This is a genomic window from Phenylobacterium sp. T106, from assembly GCF_057219735.1.
In genome coordinates this window covers 487,247-503,753 of record NZ_JBXVWA010000001.1, presented here as the reverse complement: position 1 = coordinate 503,753, position 16,507 = coordinate 487,247, and the positions used below count along the sequence as shown (strand labels likewise).

Genomic DNA, 16,507 nt, shown 5'->3' with positions numbered 1-16,507 from the left:
GGGCGCCGCAACGTCACGCGGATCGACGGTTGACGAGCGCCGCGCGGGTCGCCTCACTTGGAAGGAACGGTATTCAACAACAACGAGAGGGAGGGCGCTTACATGGCCGCCAAGACGTTTCCCATCGAGGCCGGGCACATCATGATGTTCGCCCGGTCCATCGGTGACCCCAATCCCGTCTACTACGACGCCGAGGCCGCGAAGAAGACCGAGGCCGGCGGCGTCATCGCCCCGCCCACCTTCGTCCAGTCGAGCGCCCAGTTCGATCCCGACTACTTCCTGCGGCCCAAGATCGGCCAGCCCTGGTTCGGGTCGGGCAAGAACCCCACCGGCATCACCCGCGCGCCGGGCGGCGGCGGGGGAGGGGGCGGCGGTGGCGGCGGCGGCCTCCATGCCGAGCAGCACTACGAGTACCACCGGCCGCTGCGCGCCGGCGACGTGCTCACCGCCACCACCTTCCCGGGCAAGACCTGGGAGAAGGAAGGCAAGCGTTCGGGCAAGCTGGTCTTCTCCGAAAGCGTCACCGAGTACCGCAACCAGGACGGCGAACTGGTGGTCACGGCCCGCGGCGTGGGCGTGCGCACCGAGCGTCCGGTCGAGCAGCCCGCGAAGAAGGAGGCCTGAGCCATGCCGCTGTCCGCAGCCAAGCTGAAGGTGGGCGACGTCCACACCGCGCGCCTCGTCGAGGACCTGAAGCGCACCCAGATCGTCCAGTACGCGGGCGCCTCGGGCGACTACAACCCGCTGCACACCGACGAGATCTTCACCACCAAGGTCGCCGGCTACCCGTCGGTGTTCGCCCACGGCATGCTCACCATGGGCATGACCGGCAAGATGCTGACCGACCTCGTCGGCGACGGGCGCCTCACCAAGTACGGCGTGCGCTTCACCAGCCAGGTCTGGCCGGGCGACACCCTGGACGGTTCGGCCACGGTCACCGAGGTGGCCGACGGCATCGCCAAGTTCGCCGTCTCCACCAAGAACCAGGACGGGATCGAGGTGCTCTCGGGCTACGCCGAGGCCCGGGTCGACCCCTAGCGGTTCCCGCATCGCCGGCCGGCGGCGCGACCGCGTCGCCGGCCTTCGCGCTCGGCGCCATGGAGACAGGAGAGGGCGGGCATGAAGGATCTCGCAGGCAAGGTCGCGTTCGTCACCGGCGGCGCGTCCGGCATCGGGCTGGGCATCGCCACCGCGCTGGCCCAGGCCGGCGTGAAGGTGATGCTGTGCGACATCGAGCAGGCGGCCCTGGACAAGGCGCTCGGGGGGCTGCGCCGGACGAACTTCGACGTGGAGGGCGTGCGCGCCGACGTCTCGCTGAAGGCCGAGCTGCAGGCCGCCGCCGCGGCCACCATCGAACGCTTCGGCAAGGTCCACATCCTGGTGAACAACGCCGGCGTCGGCGGCGGCGGGCTCTACGGCAGCTGGACGGACGACGGCTGGGACTGGCTGCTCGACGTGAACCTGCGCGCCGTGGTCTGGGGCGTCGAGATCTTCGGCCCGCTGATCGAGAGCCACGGCGAGGGCGGGCACATCGTCTCCACCGCCTCGATCGCCGGCCTGATCTCGGGAACCAGCAATCCCTACAGCGTGACCAAGTACGGGGTCGTGGCCCTCTCCGAGGGGCTCCGCAACGAGCTGGCGCCGCGCAACATCGGCGTTTCGGTGCTCTGCCCCGGGATCATCCGCACCAACATCATGGACGCCGCCCGCAACGTGCCGGGCCGCTACAACCTGGAGGACCGCTCCCGCGACGTGGGCGCGGTGGGGGCGGCCTCGCTGCGCGAGCGCATCCAGGCCGGCATCGACCCGCTCTACGTGGGCGAGCTGGTCCGCGAGGGCATCGAGGACGACTGGCCGTACATCTTCACCGACAACGAGTTCGAGCCGTTCATCGAGGCCCGCTTCGCCAACATCAAGGCCGGCTTCGACCGCATCCGCGGCCGCACGCCACGCCGCTGACGGCGACGCCGACGCACCCCCAATCGGGGGACGCCGCCGGGCGCGGCGCTGCCTAGGTCTTCCGGGCTTGTTTTGCGTGGGAGACGAGACGATGGCGAAGTTCAGCGTGGTGTGCGGGCTGGTCGGCGCGCTGGCGATGGGCGCGGCCGGGACGGGCCATGCGGGCGTGCTCGTGGCCTCGGGCGACGAATGGACCCTCAGCGATTTCGCCTATGGCGCGCCTTACCAGCCCGGAACCGTGGCGTTCGTCCAGGATATCGCCACCACCTTCGGAGGGACGAACTACCTGCTGCTCACGGGCAATGGGAACGTGTCGGCCGGCGTGCTCACCCAGCTGACCGCCCAGCTCACGGGTCTGGGGAAGTCGGTGCAGACCTCGTCCACCTTCAGCCTCGCCGCTGCGGCCGGCTACGACGCCGTGTTCCACTTCGGCCAGGGCTTCGGGGCGTCGGAGTTCGCGGATCTCGACGCCTATCTGGCAGGCGGCGGCGACGCCTATGTCTCGCTCGGCAGTGGCTTCTACGGCTCGGCGGCCGGCGAGGCGGCGGCGTGGAACCCCTTCCTGGCAGACTACGGACTCGTCGCGGGGTCCACCTGGTTCAGCTTCCCGGGCTTCGTCAGCGCCACGGTGACGCAAGGGCCTCCCGGCGCGACGAACCTCATCTGGGGCTACGGCCAGTCCATCGAGCGGCTGCCGTCAGGACTGGGCGTGTCCTACGTGCGCGGCAGCTTCAGCGGCGGCCCTCAGGATATCGGCCTCGTTGGTTCTAGCCGGGCCCTGGGCGCCGCTGTCGTGCCCGAGCCCGCGACTTGGGCGCTCATGATTCTCGGCTTCGGCGCGGCGGGCGCAGCCTTGCGGCGACGCCGGCCGGATCGTGCTGCCTTCTGAGCCTCACGCGGCCGCGACGCTCAGGTCTCGCGCGGGCAACGGATGCGGCAACGCACCCCCTCGGGCGCATAGGTGATGCTCGCCTGTCCGCCGTCGGCGGCGAGGGCGCGGCCGATCAGGCGGGTGCCGAAGCCGGTCCGGCTCGGCTCGGCCACGGGCGGCCCCCCGGTCTCCCGCCAGTCGATCTCCACGCGTTCGCCGTCCACCTGCCAGGCGATCTCGATCCGGCCAGTGGCGTTCGACAGCGCGCCGTACTTCACCGCGTTGGTGGCCAGCTCGTGCGCCACGAGCGCCAGGTCGATCGCGACCCGCGAACCCAGCCGCACCGAGGGCCCGGCCAGGCCGAACCGGCCCTCGTCCACATGCACGCGCAGCTGTCCGACCAGCAGGTCGGCCAGGTCGACCGGCTGCCAGCTTTCCGCGGTCAGGATGTCATGCGCCCGCGCCAGCGCCCCCAGGCGCTGCAGGAACTCGCTGCCGGCCTTCGCCTCGGCGCCCGACGATCGGAGGCTCTGGCTCGCCAGGCCCTGCACGACGGCGAGCGTGTTCTTCACCCGGTGGTTCAGCTCGTTCACCAGCAGGCGGCGGCGCTCCTCGGCCTCGCGCGCCTCGGTGATGTCGCCCAGCACGCCCACCAGGACCCGGCCGTCCGACTCGTTCAGCAGCGCCCTCGCGTGCACCCAGCGCCGCGCGCCGTCCGGCCGCGTGATCCGGAACTCCGCCTCGAACTCCGAGCCGTCCCTGACGGTCGCCTCCATGAGCCGTCGCACGGACGCCGAGTCCTCCAGGGCCACGAGGCCGCGCAGGTCCGTCAGGTCGACCTGGTGCTGCTCCAGCCCGTAGATCGCGCGCGCCCGGGGCGACAGGGTCACCAGGTTCGTGCCGACGTCCCAGTCCCAGTCGCCCAGGCCCCCCGACTGCAGGGCGATCCTCAGGCGCGCCTCGTTCAGCGTGGCCGCCTCCTGCGCCGACTTGAGCTGGTGGATGTCCGTCGCGGTCCCGTACCACCGCATCCCGTCGCCGCGGCGGACGGGCGTCGCGCGGCTGACGTGCCAGCGCCAGCATCCGTCCGCCATGCGCAGCCGGTGTTCGGCCGTGTAGGGCGCGCTCTCGGCGACCGCGCGGGACCAGGCGGCCGTGGTGGCCTCCAGGTCGTCGGGATGCACGATGGGCGCCCAGTCGTACGAGCCCGAGGCGTCGCGCTGGAGCCCGGAATAGTTGGCGGCCTGGGCGTTGTAGTAGTCCACCACCCCGTTGTCGCCTGCGGTCCAGACGAGGTGGGGCAGCGTCTCGGCCAGGATCCGGAACGACTCGGCCTGCTCGTCCGCCACACTTCCTCCTCGCGCGCGCCGGACGTCGGCGACGGCCTGGCCCCACTCAGATAAGCGCGGCTTGACCTGGGCCGCAACGCGGCGCCGCCTCGACGCCCGAGAGGCTGGATCGATGCGGCGCGTCGTGTTGATCTCGCGCGCAGGGGCTTCGCCCGCCGCCGGACCGCCCGCCGGCGTCCATCCGGCCGCCGCGCGATGACCGGGAGATCGATGCGTGCCACGTGCGGTGCTCTGCCTGAACGTCGGGTCGTCCAGCCTGAAGTTCGCGGCCTATGACGCGGCGGCGGCGGGCCGTCCGCGGCTCTTCGGCGGCAAGGTTGAGGGGCTGGGCGGCGCGCTTCGGCTGCTGGCGCACGACGCGGCCGGCGCGGCCGTGGTGGATCGGAAGACCGGGGACGCGGGGCAGGCGGACGCCGCCCTCCGCCTCGTCTTCGACTGGATGGGGTCGCGCCCCGAACCGGTCGACCTCTTGGGCGTCGGGCATCGCGTGGTGCACGGCGGCGGCCGCTATGTCGATCCGGTCGTGGTCGACGACGCGGTGCTGGCCGAGCTGGAGCGGTTCGACGCGCTGGCCCCCCTGCACCAGCCGTACAACCTCGCCGCCATCCGCGCCGTCACGGGGCTCCACCCCGGCCTGCCGCAGGTGGCGTGCTTCGACACCGCCTTCCACCACACCATCGCCCCGGTGGCGGCGCGCCTGCCGCTGCCGCGGGCCTGGCACGACCGCGGCGTGCGCCGCTACGGCTTCCACGGCCTGTCCTACGCCTACCTGGCCCGGACCCTCGCCGGCGGGGCCCACGGGGCGGTGGGCCGCCGCGTCCTGGCCGCGCACCTGGGCAGCGGCGCCAGCCTCTGCGCCATGGTGGACGGCGCCTCCCTCGACACCACCATGGGCTTCACCGCTCTCGACGGGCTGATGATGGGGACGCGGCCGGGCAGCCTGGATCCCGGCGTCGTCCTCTACCTGCAGGCCGCCGGAATGGCGCCGACCGAGCTCGAGGACCTGCTCTACCGCCGCTCGGGGCTGCTGGGCGTCTCCGGGATCTCGGCCGACATGCGGGTCCTCGAGGCCAGCGCCGCGCCCGAGGCCCGCGAGGCCATCGACCTCTTCGTCTGGCGCACGGTTCGCGAGGCGGGCGGCCTCGTCGCGGCCATGGGCGGGCTCGACACCCTGGTCTTCACGGCCGGCATCGGCGAGAACAGTCCCGCCATCCGCGCGGCGATCTGCGAGCGGCTGGCCTACGCCGGCGTCCGGCTCGACCCGCTGGCGAACCGGGAGCAGCGGGAGAACCTCCATGCGGACGACAGCCGGGTGAAGATCCTGCGCATTCCCACCGACGAGGAGCGCATGATCGCCGACGAGACCCTGGCGCGGCTCGCGCCGGAGGGTGTGGGAGAGGGCGCATGACCCGGCAGCATCGCGGCTACGACCGCCTCATGGCCGCCGCGGCGGGCGGTGCGCCGGTCCCCACCGCCGTCGTGCACCCCTGCAACGCCGCCTCGGTCGCCGCCGCAGCCGAGGCCGCGCGCCTGGGGCTCATCGCGCCGATCCTGGTGGGGCCGCCCGGGAAGATCGAGGCCGCCGCGCGCGAGGCCGGCGTGGATCCGGCCAGCCTGCGCATCGAGCCCGCGCCGCACAGCCACGCCGCCGCCGACCGGGGCGTCGCCCTCGTGAGGTCCGCCCAGGCGCGGCTCCTGATGAAGGGCTCGCTGCACACCGACGAGCTCATGGGCGCCGTCCTCGCGCCGGAAGGCCTGCGCACCGAGCGTCGGGTCAGCCACGCCTACATCATGGACGTGGAGGACTACCCCTGGCCGCTGATCATCACCGACGCGGCCATCAACATCGCGCCCGACCTCGCCGCGAAGGCCGACATCGTGCGCAACGCCATCGACTTGGCCCATGTGATCGGCGTGGAGCGCCCGCGCGTGGCGATCCTGTCGGCGGTGGAGACTGTGAACCCCGCGATCCCCTCCACGATCGACGCGGCCGCGCTGTGCAAGATGGCGGACCGGGGACAGATCGCGGGCGGGGTGCTCGACGGTCCGCTGGCGCTCGACAACGCCATCGACCGGGACGCCGCCGCCGAGAAGGGGATCGTCTCGCCCGTCGCGGGCCAGGCCGAGATCCTGGTCGTCCCCAACCTCGAGGCGGGCAACATGCTGGCCAAGCAGCTGACGTTCCTGGGCGACGCCGAGGCGGCCGGCGTCGTCCTGGGCGCCTGCGTGCCGATCATCCTCACCAGCCGCGCCGACTCCGAGCGCACGCGCCTCGCGTCCTGCGCGGTCGCCGTCCTCCTGGCCCGCGCCGCGCCCAAGGCCACGCCCGGCCTGCCGGGGTGAGACGTCGACGCGTGGATGTCGGAGAGGATGGTGGATGCGACAGGGATTGAACCTGTGACCCCCTCGGTGTGAACGAGGTGCTCTCCCGCTGAGCTACGCATCCTTACCCGGGAAGGTCGGGGGCTATAGCCGACCGGCTTTCCCGCCGCAAGCGCCCAGCAGCCTCCGGCAGGCTTCCGGCAGGTCGTCGTAGTGCGAGATCACTGCGTCGGGCGACAGGTCGGCCACCGGGATCTCGGTGTAGCCGAAATCCACCAGCACCAGCCCCGCGCCGGCCGCGCGGGCGGCGCCGGCGTCCGTGCCCGAATCGCCCACCAGGATCGTGCGCCCGATGTCCCCGCCTGCGGCGTCGACGGCGGCCCGCAGGTGGGCCGCGTCGGGCTTGGGGGCCGGGGCCCGGTCGGGCCCCACGACGGCGGCGAAACGGGCGGTGAGGCCCAGGGCGTCCAGCAGCGCTTCCGACAGGTCCGAGGGCTTGTTGGTGCAGACGCAGAGCGTCGCGCCGGCCGCGGCGAGGGCGTCCAGCGCAGCCTCGCAGCCCGGGAAGGGTCGGCTCTCCTGGGCGATCCGGCTGCGATAGTGCGGGATGAAGCGTTCGAAGAGCTGCTGCAGCCGGGTCGGATGCACGCTCTGGCCGGCCGCCTCGAAGCCCAGCTTGAGCAGATGCCGCGCGCCGTGGCCGATGTAGGCCCGCGCCTGGGCGAGCGGCAGGGCCGGCAGGCCGTCCTCCCACAGGATTTGGTTCAGGGTCCCGATCAGGTCCGGGGCGGTGTCGACCAGGGTGCCGTCCAGGTCGAAGGCGATCGTCGCGCCGCGCAGCGCCTCAACCGCCATTGAGCACCGCCGTCGCCGCGTCGAGCCCGGCGGCGTAGTCGTTCAGCGCCTCGGCCGTCAGCATGATGTAGGCGCGGGCGTCCTCGAAGCGGCGCTCCTCGACCGCCTCGCGCACGCCCGGCAGGGTCTTGGCGCCGTAGCCCGTGAACCGCCCCGGCGCGTAGATCATGTTCCGGTACCAGGGGCGGAACGGCAGGCCGCGGTCGCGCAGCAGCCGCTGCTCCTGGCGCAGCAGGACGGCGTCCAGCGCCTTGCGCCGCGCCGGGGCCAGGCCCGGGCCCTTCGCCGCCAGCGCTTGGTCGAACGCCGCCGCGCTGGTCCGCAGCCGCGCCACGGCGCCGTCGAGCGGGGCGAAGTCGAGCTGCGGCGAGGCCGGAAGCGGCGCCGGGTCGCTGCGGGGGATCGTGGGATCGTCGGCCAGCCGGTAGGCGCCGATGGCCAGCAGGCGGGTCCGCGCGGCGGCCTCTTCCCGCTTGCCGTCCGCCAGCCGCTTCACCTCGTCCAGGTAGCTGGCCACCGTGTCCGCGAAGTCGCCGTAGCGCTGCACCGGGACCTCGGCGTCGGCCAGGCGGATCACCATCCGGCCGGTCACCCGGGCGAGGGCGCCGGCGTAGGCGTGGCCGGGGTCCACGAAGCGGCTGTGATGCTCGTAGGTGTCGTAGGCGGAATGGTAGACGCCGCCCGACTCGCCTTCGCCGCCGAAGCCCACGTTGAGGCTCGCGAGCCCGAGGTTCTGCAGGAACGCCGAGTAGTCCGAGCCGGACCCCAGCGCCTCGATCGGCAGGTCGCGCGTCGGGTCCGCGGCGATGCGGCCCAGCGCCGCCGCCCGCGCGTTGCCGGGTTGCTCTGCGGCGGCCACGGCCAGCGCCGCCCGCAGCCGGTCGCGAACCGAGACGCCCGTCTGGGGGTCCGCGACGTCGGCGGCGACCTGGTTGACAAAGCGCTGCAGCGCGTGGCTCCCGCCCACCGACAGGAAGCCCCGGCCGTTCGAGTCCGAGTTGATGTAGACGAGCGCCTTGGCCTTCAGCTCCGCCGCATGGGTCTCGGCCCACTCGGTCGAGCCCAGCAGCATCGGCTCCTCGGCGTCCCAGCTCGCATAGACGATCGTGCGCTTCGGCCGCCAGCCGGTCTTGGCCAGCGCGCCCAGCGCCTTCGCCTCTCCCATCATCGCCACATGGCCCGAGATCGGGTCCGTGGCCCCGAAGACCCAGCCGTCCCGGTGGTTGCCGCGCACCACCCATTCGTCCGGCCGCTCGCGGCCCTTCAGGGTGGCGATCACGTTGTGGGCCGGCTTCAGGCTCCAGTCCGAGGCGACCTTCAGGCGGACGCGGGCGCCGCCGTCCCCGCCGCCCACGTGGTAGGTGATGGGCAGCGAGCCGCGGAAGCTCGCCGGCGCCACCGGGCCGTCCAGCGACGCCAGCAGCACCTGGGCGTCGCCGTAGCCGATCGGCAGCGTCGGGATCTTCAGGATGGTGGGCGAGTCCTCGCGGGCGACCCGCCTGGCGTCCTTGGTCGAGCCGTAGCCCGGCGTCGTGGGGTCCCCCGGGAACAGCGTCATGTCCGCCACCGACCCGCGCTGGAACCCCTGCGGCGGCCGCGCCGCGCCCTTCGGGTAGGGGTCGTCCACCGCGTAGCCGTCGTCCCGCGGGTCGGAGTAGATGATCGCGCCCACGGCCCCGTGGTCCTGGGCCAGCTTCGGCTTGAGGCCCCGCCACCCGGCGCCGTAGCGGGCGATCACGATCTTGCCCTTCACCGAGACGCCCAGGCGCTCGAGGGCCTCGTAGTCGGCGGGCATGCCGTAGTTCACGTAGACGAGCGGCGCCGTCGCCTCGCCGTCGCCCTGGAACGCCACATAGGCCGGAAGCTGGTCCCTGGTGCGCGACGAGCTCTCGTCGCCGGGAACCGGAGCCTCGGAGAGCGTGGCCCTGAACGGCGCGCCGCGGCCCTCCACGAGCTCCAGCGCCACCTCCTTCGGCGTCGGATAGAGCACCCAGAAGGTCTCGATCCTCGCGTCCCAGCCCCAGCTCCTGAACTGCGCCAGGGTCATCTCGGCGTTGCGTCGGTTGTGCGGCGCGCCCACGTGGATCGGCTCGGCCGACATGGTCTTCATCCACCCGCCCATCTCGGCCGGATCGATCAGGCCGTCGAACTTGGCCTCCAGCGCCGCGTCGGGGGCGGAGAGGGCGGTGGCGGGCGCGAGCGCCGCCAGGGCCGCCGCGCAGACGAGGGCGGCCGGACGCAGCTGAGATGCCATGAAGACTCCGGGGACAGGATGGCGCGGACGCTAACCGCTAGTCGCGCCCCGCCACAAGGCTTGCTAAGCCGGGCGGGAGCCGAGACTCATGGACTTGCGTGGGGAAGCGCCGAATGACCGCCAGAGCCGCCGTGATCATGGCCGCGGGCCAGGGCACGCGGATGAAGTCCAGGACCCCGAAGGTCCTGCACGCCGTGGGCGGCCGCGGGCTGCTCGACCGCGTGATCGACACGGTGCAGGCCGCGGGCTGCGAGCGCATCCACGTGGTGGTCGGCGCGCACAGCCCCGCCGTGCGCCAGCTGGTCGTCGACCGGCTGGGCGAGGCCGCGGTCGTCGTCCAGGATCCGCCCCTTGGCACCGGCCACGCCGTCCTCTGCGCGGCCGACGCGCTCGCGGACTTCGAGGGCGAGGTGCTGGTGGTCAACGGCGACTGTCCGCTGCTGACGGCCCAGGACCTCGAGCCGCTGTTCACCCTGCGCGGCCGCGGGACGCGGCTGGCCATCATGGCGTTCGAGCCGGTCCACCCGCTGAAGTACGGCCGCGTCCTGAGGGGGGCGGACGGGCACGTGGTGCGCATCGTCGAGGCCGCCGACGCCACCGAGGAGGTCCGCGCCGTCCGGACATGCAACGCCGGCATGTACCTGGCCGACCGCGGCGACCTGTTCCGCTGGCTGTCGCGCGTCCGCAACGACAACGCCAAGGGCGAGTACTACCTCACCGACATCGTGGCCGAAGCCGTGCACGAGGAGGCGCTGGTCCGCGCCCACATCGCGCCGGAAGCCGCGGTCATGGGCGCCGACACGCCGCTCCAGCTCTCCCAGGCCGAGGCGGAGTTCCAGCGGCGCCGGCGGGCCTACTTCCTGGCCGAGGGCGTGCAGATGACCGCGCCCGAGACCGTGTTCTTCTCGTGGGACACGGAGATCGCCGCCGGCGCCGCGGTTGAGCCGTACGTCGTCTTCGCGCCCGGCGTGAAGGTGGAGACGGCCGCCGTCATCCGGGCGTTCAGCCACCTCGAGGGCTGCGTGGTGCGCGAGGGCGCCCTGGTGGGGCCCTATGCGCGGCTGCGGCCGGGCGCCGACATCGGCGAGGACGCGCACATCGGCAACTTCGTCGAGGTGAAGAAGGTCACGGTGGGCAAGGGGGCCAAGGCCAACCACCTGAGCTACCTGGGCGACGGCTCGGTGGGCGCGGGCGCCAACATCGGCGCCGGCACGATCTTCTGCAACTACGACGGCTTCTTCAAATACGACACCCACGTGGGCGAGGGCGCCTTCGTGGGCTCCAACTCGGCCCTCGTGGCGCCGGTGACCATCGGGGCGGGCGCCTACACCGGCTCGGGCTCGGTCATCACCCGCGACGTGGCCCCCGACGCCCTGGCGCTGGCCCGCGGCCAGCAGGTGGAGAAGCCCGGCTGGGCCGCCCGTTTCCGCCAAGCGATGAGCGCGAAGAAGGCCAAGGGCAAGTGATGGACGCCGACGCCCAGAAGCGCGCCGCGGGCGAGGCGGCCGCCGCCCTCGTTCAGGACGGCATGGTGGTGGGCCTGGGCACCGGCTCGACCGCGGCCTGGTTCGTCCGGGCGCTCGCCGCGCGCGGGCTCGACATCGTGGGCGTGCCGACCTCGAAGGCCACGGCCGAGCTGGCCGCGAGCCTGGGCATCCGGCTGGGGGAACTGGGCGAGACCCGGGCCATCGACCTCACCGTCGACGGCGCCGACGAGATCGGCCCCGGGCTGGCGCTGATCAAGGGCGGCGGCGGCGCGCTCCTGCGCGAGAAGCTGGTCTGGGAGGCGTCCCGCTCCTGCGTCGTCATCGCCGACGCCGCCAAGCAGGTGAAAACCCTGGGAAAGTTCGCCCTGCCCGTCGAGGTCACGGCGTTCGGGCACAAGACCGTGCAGGCGCGCATCTGCGACGTCCTGGCGGAATTCGAAATCGGCATCGCACCGATGCTTCGACGCCGGGACGGGGAGCCGGTAACAACGGACGGCGGCAACCTTATCTATGACGCCGCCTGCGGGACGATCGCGGAGCCCGCCGCGCTGGCGGCGGCGCTGAAGAGCGTGACCGGCGTCGTGGACCACGGCCTGTTCCTCGATCTGGCCGATCGGGCGCTGGTCGGGACGCCCGACGGCGTCGTCGAACTGGAACCTTGAGGAGACCGCGCGTGGCGGATCACGACTACGACCTCTTCGTCATCGGCGCCGGCTCGGGCGGCGTCCGCGCGGCGCGCGTGGCGGCCATGTCCGGCGCCAAGGTGGGGGTCGCCGAGGAGCACCGGGTGGGCGGCACCTGCGTCATCCGCGGCTGCGTGCCCAAGAAGTTCATGGTCTACGCCTCGGAATATGCGAAGCATTTCGAGACGGCGCGCGGGTACGGCTGGGAGGTCGGCGAGACCCGCTTCGACTGGTCCCGCTTCCTGGTGGAGAAGGACAAGGAGATCGCCCGGCTCTCCGGCATCTATGTCCGCAACCTGCAGAACGCCGGCGCCGAGCTCTTCCACGGCAAGGCGCGGCTGAAGGATCGCCACGTCATCGAGCTCGAAGGGAAGGGCGACGTGACGGCCGGCAAGGTGCTGGTGGCCACGGGCGGACGGCCCTGGATGCCCCGCGAGCTGCCCGGCGTCGAGCTCGCCATCACCTCGAACGAGGCCTTCCACCTGCCCGAACTGCCTAAGCGCATCGTGATCGCCGGCGGCGGCTACATCGCCCTGGAATTCGCGGGCATCTTCAACGGCCTGGGCGTGGAAACGACAGTGGTCCACCGGGGCCCCAACGTCCTGCGCGGCTTTGACGACGACATTCGCGCCCACATCGCCGAGGAGATGGAGCAGGCCGGCGTGCGCATCCTCCTCGGGACGCAGCACACGCGCCTCGAGAAGACCGCGACCGGCATCCTCAACACCTTCGACAACGGGCACAGCTGCGAGAGCGACGTCGTCATGTTCGCCCTCGGCCGCGAGCCCTACACGGCCGGCCTCGGGCTGGAGAACGCCGGCGTGGACCTCGCGGCGAACGGGGCGGTGAAGGTCGACGGCTTCTCGCGGTCCAGCGTCGACAACATCTGGGCCGTGGGCGACGTCACCGACCGGATCAACCTCACGCCCGTGGCGATCCGCGAGGGCGAGGCGTTCGCCCGCACCGAGTTCCACAATACGCCGATGTCCTTCGACCACGAGATGGTCGCCTCGGCCGTCTTCACCCAGCCCCAGATCGGCTCGGTGGGCCTCTCCGAGGCGGACGCGCGGCATCGGCACGGCAAGGTCGACGTCTACCTCTCGAAGTTCCGGCCCATGAAGGAGACCTTCTACGGCGGCCACCAGCGCGCGCTCATCAAGCTCGTGGTCGAGCAGGGCAGCGAGCGGATCCTGGGCTGCCACGTGGTCGCCCCCGACGCAGGCGAGATCATCCAGATGGCCGCCATCGCGCTCAAGATGGGCGTGACCAAGCCGCAGTGGGACTCCACCTGCGCCGTGCACCCGACCCTCGCCGAGGAGCTGGTCACCATGCGCGAGAAGTACACGCCGCCCGCGCTCGGACAGGTGGCCTAAGCCGGCGAACGCCCTTATCAGGCGGCCATGAGCGAGAGGGGCGATCGCCTCGGGGCGTGGTGCGGCTGGGTGATGGTCGGCGTGGCCGCCCTGACGCCGTTGTTCGCCTGGCTGGGCCCCCTCGGCTTCGCGCCCCTGCTCAGCCTGGCGGGGCTGATCTGCCTGCCGGCCGTCCGCGTGGACGAGCGGGACCGGCCCCTCGCCATCCTGCTGCTGCTCACCGTCGCCTGGGCCGCCGCCGCCACCTTCTGGAGCCCCCACAAGGCCACGCGGCTGGAAGACAGCACCGCCCTGAAGCTCGCCTTCCAGGTGCTGCTCTACTGGTCGGCCTGGCAGGGCGCCCGTCGCGCCGCTCCGGCCCAGCGCCGCCTCGCGCTGAAGGTCTTCGGCTGGGGCCTGGCCGCGTACGGCGCCGTGCTCGCGGTCGAGGCCATCACCGAGGCAGGGCTCTACCGCGCGCTGCGCGACCTGATCCACGACCCCATCCGGCCGGACCTCGGCAAGAAGAACATCGCGCACGGCAGCTTCGTGCTGGCGCTGCTCTGGCCCGTCGTCGCCGCGGGCGCGGCGCGCGCTGGCGCGCCCTGGCTGCTGGCGGTTCCCATGGCGGTGGGCACGGCGCTGGTGGGGGCGAAGTTCGGGTCGGACGCGCCGGTTCTCGCCGTCGGACTGGCGGTGGCCGCCGGCGTGACGGTCTGGATCTGGCCCCGCTCCGCGCCGAAGTCGCTGGCGGTGGCGACGGCGACGCTGATCCTGCTGATGCCCCTCCTGATCCTGGCCGCGCTGAAGCTGCAGACCGGCCAGCACCTGCCGGAGTCCTGGGCCCAGCGCGTCGGCTACTGGGGCTACGCCCTGGCCCGGCTGGCCGACCATCCGTTCCGCGGCTGGGGCCTGGACGCCAGCCGGGCCTTCAGCCCCTGGATCCAGCTCCACCCGCACAACGGCGCCCTGCAGCTCTGGCTCGAGCTCGGGGCCCTCGGCGCGGTCCTGGGCGCGCTGGTGTGGGCGTTCGTCTTCCGCCGGTTCGCCGGCGAGGCGCGCAGCCTGGTCGCGGCGGGCGCGGCGGGGTCGGCCATGATCTACGTCCTCTTCGGCGCCATCAGCTTCGGCGTCTGGCAGGAGTGGTGGCTGGCCGCGGCCGCCCTGACCGCCGTCGCGGCGGCCCTCGCCGACTCCGAGGACGCCGAACGCCGCAGCTGAGGGGACGTGGGTGGTCGATGCTCCCCCCTGGGGGAGCTCGCGAAGCGAGAGGGGGTCCTGCCCACCCCAACCCCCTGTCATCCCGGTTTCCGCGCAAGCGGAACACCGGGACCCATACACTCCGCCTCTCCGGATGAAGCGCGGGCGGCGCCGCCCGCGGGCCGCATCCCACATCGGGCGCGTATGGGTCCCGGTCTTCGCCTGCGGCGAAACCGGGATGACAGCCGCAGGGACGTGAGCGGTCGATGCTCTCCCTTTGGGGGAGCTCGCGAAGCGAGAGGGGGTCCTGCCCACCCCAACCCCCTGTCATCCCGGTTTCCGCGCAAGCGGAACACCGGGACCCATACACTCCGCCTCTCCGGATGAAGCGCAGGCGGCGCCGCCCGCGGGCCGGCCCCCATCGGGTGCGTATGGGTCCCGGTCTTCGCCTGCGGCGAAACCGGGATGACAGCTGTGGGGTGCGGAGGCCGATGGCCGCCGCAGGCGCTCGATTGAACCGCGGAGGACGCGGAGAAGACCGCAGAGCGCGCAGAGATCTCCGCGCCCTCCGCGCCCCCTCCGCGATCTCTGCGGTTAACTTGGGCCGGTGCAACGGCCGGCCCCCGTGGCATCGAACGCCGCAGCCGGTCCGCAGGGGCGTGACGCTGCGCTGCAATGTGGGTAAAACGCCCGGCCCGCTGACGACGGCGGTACCGGACTTGAGCAGATGACCGAACACTGGACGCCCGCATCCTGGAGAACGAAGCCCGCCAAGCACATCCCGTCCGACTATCCGGACCTGGCTGAGCTTTCGCGGGTCGAGACCACCCTTCGCAAGATGCCGCCCCTGGTGTTCGCGGGCGAGGCGCGACGCCTCAAGGCGGCCCTGGCCGACGTGGTCGAGGGCAAGGCCTTCCTGCTGCAGGGCGGCGACTGCGCCGAGAGCTTCAAGGAGTTCGCGGCCGACAACATCCGCGACACCTTCCGCCTGATCCTGCAGATGGCGGTGGTGCTGACGTTCGCCGGCGGCAAGCCGGTGGTGAAGGTGGGCCGCATGGCCGGCCAGTTCGGCAAGCCGCGCTCCTCGCCGGTCGAGACGATCGACGGCGTCGAGCTGCCCAGCTACCGCGGCGACAACATCAACGGCATGGACTTCACGCCGCAGAGCCGCACGCCCGACCCGCAGCGGCTGATCCAGGCCTACAGCCAGTCGTCGGCCACGCTGAACCTGCTGCGCGCCTTCGCGAGCGGCGGCTACGCCGACCTCTACAACATCCACCGCTGGACCCTGGGCTTCGTGGCCGACAGCCCGCAGGGCGCCCGCTACCGCGAACTGGGCGACAAGATCTCCGAGGCCCTGTCGTTCATGGACGCCCTGGGCATCAACGCCCAGACGCATCCGACCATCCACCAGGTGGACTTCTTCACCAGCCACGAGGGCCTGCTGCTGGGCTACGAGGAGGCCATGACCCGGGTCGATAGCACCTCGGGCGAGTGGTACGACACCTCGGCGCACCTGCTCTGGATCGGCGAGCGCACGCGCCAGCTCGACGGCGCGCACATCGAGTACTTCCGCGGCATCCGCAACCCGATCGGCGTGAAGGTCGGTCCGACCGTCGAGCCCGACGAGCTGCTGAAGCTCATCGACGTGCTGAACCCGAAGAACGAGGCCGGCCGGCTGACGCTCTACGGCCGCTTCGGCTACGACAAGATCGAGGGCCGTCTGCCGGCGCTGCTGCGCGCCACCAAGGGCGCGAACGTGGTCTGGGCCATCGACCCGATGCACGGCAACACCCTGACGGCGGCCACCGGCTACAAGACGCGGCCGTTCGACCGCATCCTGTCCGAGGTGAAGTCGTTCATCGACCTCTGCAAGGCCGAGGGGACGCATCCCGGCGGCGTGCACCTCGAGATGACCGGCCAGAACGTCACCGAATGCCTGGGCGGCGCGCGGGCCCTGGCGGAAGGCGACCTCGCCGACCGCTACCACACGCACTGCGACCCGCGGCTCAACGGCGAGCAGGCGCTGGAACTGGCGTTCCTGGTGGCCGAGAAGCTGAAGGACGATCGCGTCGATCTCTCCCGGAGGGTGGCGGCGGCGGTGTGAGCCGGCGGCCGGCGCGCAGCTCTTTTCGGGCGCGCCTGAACTTTCCTCCTGTCCCGCGGTTGAGGCGG

14 protein-coding genes and 1 tRNA gene are annotated in these 16,507 nt (G+C 72.3%); 11 read left to right on the top strand and 4 right to left on the bottom strand.

Translation table 11 applies throughout. From position 1 onward, the window contains the following. Positions 1-102 precede the first annotated feature (102 nt). The 4 genes from AC2D8W_RS02410 (at position 103) to AC2D8W_RS02395 (ending at position 2,848) form a co-directional block, all read left to right on the top strand. Positions 103-624 carry an FAS1-like dehydratase domain-containing protein gene (locus tag AC2D8W_RS02410; RefSeq protein WP_484670169.1) on the top strand — a complete coding sequence of 174 codons (522 nt, stop codon included), beginning with the start codon at positions 103-105 and terminating at the stop codon, positions 622-624. Positions 625-627: 3 nt separating this feature from the next. Beyond that, a complete protein-coding gene (locus tag AC2D8W_RS02405) occupies positions 628-1,038 on the top strand; it encodes a MaoC/PaaZ C-terminal domain-containing protein (protein WP_484670168.1) in 411 nt (136 codons plus the stop codon). Between the two features lie 81 nt (positions 1,039-1,119). Continuing rightward, entirely contained in the window at positions 1,120-1,959 is an 840-nt protein-coding gene (locus tag AC2D8W_RS02400; RefSeq protein WP_484670167.1) for an SDR family NAD(P)-dependent oxidoreductase, read from the top strand. Between the two features lie 91 nt (positions 1,960-2,050). Then, positions 2,051-2,848, top strand: coding sequence for a PEPxxWA-CTERM sorting domain-containing protein (locus AC2D8W_RS02395; protein ID WP_484670166.1), 798 nt, complete (start codon positions 2,051-2,053; stop codon positions 2,846-2,848). A gap of 20 nt (positions 2,849-2,868) precedes the next feature. On the opposite strand, the gene AC2D8W_RS02390 is transcribed toward AC2D8W_RS02395, so the two are convergent. Further along, positions 2,869-4,179: a sensor histidine kinase gene (locus AC2D8W_RS02390; protein WP_484670165.1), complete on the bottom strand. Its 1,311-nt coding sequence runs from the start codon at positions 4,177-4,179 to the stop codon at positions 2,869-2,871. A gap of 214 nt (positions 4,180-4,393) precedes the next feature. Between AC2D8W_RS02390 and AC2D8W_RS02385 the strand changes: the two genes are divergently transcribed. After that, positions 4,394-5,587, top strand: coding sequence for an acetate/propionate family kinase (locus AC2D8W_RS02385; RefSeq protein WP_484670164.1), 1,194 nt, complete (start codon positions 4,394-4,396; stop codon positions 5,585-5,587). Beyond that, on the top strand, positions 5,584-6,522 hold the full coding sequence (locus AC2D8W_RS02380) for a bifunctional enoyl-CoA hydratase/phosphate acetyltransferase (protein WP_484670163.1): 939 nt from the start codon (positions 5,584-5,586) through the stop codon (positions 6,520-6,522). Before AC2D8W_RS02385 ends, AC2D8W_RS02380 begins: the two co-directional genes overlap by 4 nt. A gap of 28 nt (positions 6,523-6,550) precedes the next feature. Here the strand turns inward: AC2D8W_RS02380 and AC2D8W_RS02375 are convergent. The 3 genes from AC2D8W_RS02375 to AC2D8W_RS02365 all read right to left on the bottom strand — a co-directional run bounded on the left by AC2D8W_RS02375 (position 6,551) and on the right by AC2D8W_RS02365 (position 9,610). Next, positions 6,551-6,625: transfer RNA gene (locus tag AC2D8W_RS02375), tRNA-Val, on the bottom strand. 20 nt (positions 6,626-6,645) lie between these two features. Next, a complete protein-coding gene (gene gph, locus AC2D8W_RS02370; protein ID WP_484670162.1) occupies positions 6,646-7,356 on the bottom strand; it encodes a phosphoglycolate phosphatase in 711 nt (236 codons plus the stop codon). Beyond that, positions 7,346-9,610 (bottom strand): transferrin receptor-like dimerization domain-containing protein, encoded by a 2,265-nt coding sequence (locus tag AC2D8W_RS02365; protein ID WP_484670161.1) that lies wholly within the window; start codon positions 9,608-9,610, stop codon positions 7,346-7,348. Before AC2D8W_RS02365 ends, gph begins: the two co-directional genes overlap by 11 nt. Positions 9,611-9,723: 113 nt before the next feature. Here AC2D8W_RS02365 and glmU point away from each other — a divergent pair, with 113 nt between their 5' ends. From glmU to AC2D8W_RS02340, 5 genes are all read left to right on the top strand, one after another. Beyond that, positions 9,724-11,076 (top strand): bifunctional UDP-N-acetylglucosamine diphosphorylase/glucosamine-1-phosphate N-acetyltransferase GlmU, encoded by a 1,353-nt coding sequence (glmU, locus tag AC2D8W_RS02360; protein ID WP_484670160.1) that lies wholly within the window; start codon positions 9,724-9,726, stop codon positions 11,074-11,076. Further along, positions 11,076-11,759 (top strand): ribose-5-phosphate isomerase RpiA, encoded by a 684-nt coding sequence (gene rpiA, locus AC2D8W_RS02355; RefSeq protein WP_293482218.1) that lies wholly within the window; start codon positions 11,076-11,078, stop codon positions 11,757-11,759. The genes glmU and rpiA overlap by 1 nt, the downstream gene beginning before the upstream one ends. 11 nt (positions 11,760-11,770) lie before the next feature. Then, positions 11,771-13,153, top strand: coding sequence for a glutathione-disulfide reductase (gene gor / locus AC2D8W_RS02350; RefSeq protein ID WP_484670159.1), 1,383 nt, complete (start codon positions 11,771-11,773; stop codon positions 13,151-13,153). Positions 13,154-13,180: 27 nt separating this feature from the next. Then, a complete protein-coding gene (locus tag AC2D8W_RS02345) occupies positions 13,181-14,353 on the top strand; it encodes an O-antigen ligase family protein (protein WP_484670158.1) in 1,173 nt (390 codons plus the stop codon). Positions 14,354-15,059: 706 nt separating this feature from the next. Beyond that, positions 15,060-16,439 (top strand): class II 3-deoxy-7-phosphoheptulonate synthase, encoded by a 1,380-nt coding sequence (locus tag AC2D8W_RS02340; RefSeq protein ID WP_484670157.1) that lies wholly within the window; start codon positions 15,060-15,062, stop codon positions 16,437-16,439. Positions 16,440-16,507 lie beyond the last annotated feature (68 nt).

Coding starts and splice junctions, on each gene's coding strand:
- AC2D8W_RS02400 (WP_484670167.1), top strand. CDS start 1,120: ATGAAGGATCTCGCAGGCAAGGTCGCGTTCGTCACCGGCGGCGCGTCC.
- gph (WP_484670162.1), bottom strand. CDS start 7,356: ATGGCGGTTGAGGCGCTGCGCGGCGCGACGATCGCCTTCGACCTGGAC.
- AC2D8W_RS02340 (WP_484670157.1), top strand. CDS start 15,060: ATGACCGAACACTGGACGCCCGCATCCTGGAGAACGAAGCCCGCCAAG.
- rpiA (WP_293482218.1), top strand. CDS start 11,076: ATGGACGCCGACGCCCAGAAGCGCGCCGCGGGCGAGGCGGCCGCCGCC.
- glmU (WP_484670160.1), top strand. CDS start 9,724: ATGACCGCCAGAGCCGCCGTGATCATGGCCGCGGGCCAGGGCACGCGG.
- AC2D8W_RS02345 (WP_484670158.1), top strand. CDS start 13,181: ATGAGCGAGAGGGGCGATCGCCTCGGGGCGTGGTGCGGCTGGGTGATG.
- AC2D8W_RS02405 (WP_484670168.1), top strand. CDS start 628: ATGCCGCTGTCCGCAGCCAAGCTGAAGGTGGGCGACGTCCACACCGCG.
- AC2D8W_RS02395 (WP_484670166.1), top strand. CDS start 2,051: ATGGCGAAGTTCAGCGTGGTGTGCGGGCTGGTCGGCGCGCTGGCGATG.
- AC2D8W_RS02380 (WP_484670163.1), top strand. CDS start 5,584: ATGACCCGGCAGCATCGCGGCTACGACCGCCTCATGGCCGCCGCGGCG.
- AC2D8W_RS02410 (WP_484670169.1), top strand. CDS start 103: ATGGCCGCCAAGACGTTTCCCATCGAGGCCGGGCACATCATGATGTTC.
- AC2D8W_RS02365 (WP_484670161.1), bottom strand. CDS start 9,610: ATGGCATCTCAGCTGCGTCCGGCCGCCCTCGTCTGCGCGGCGGCCCTG.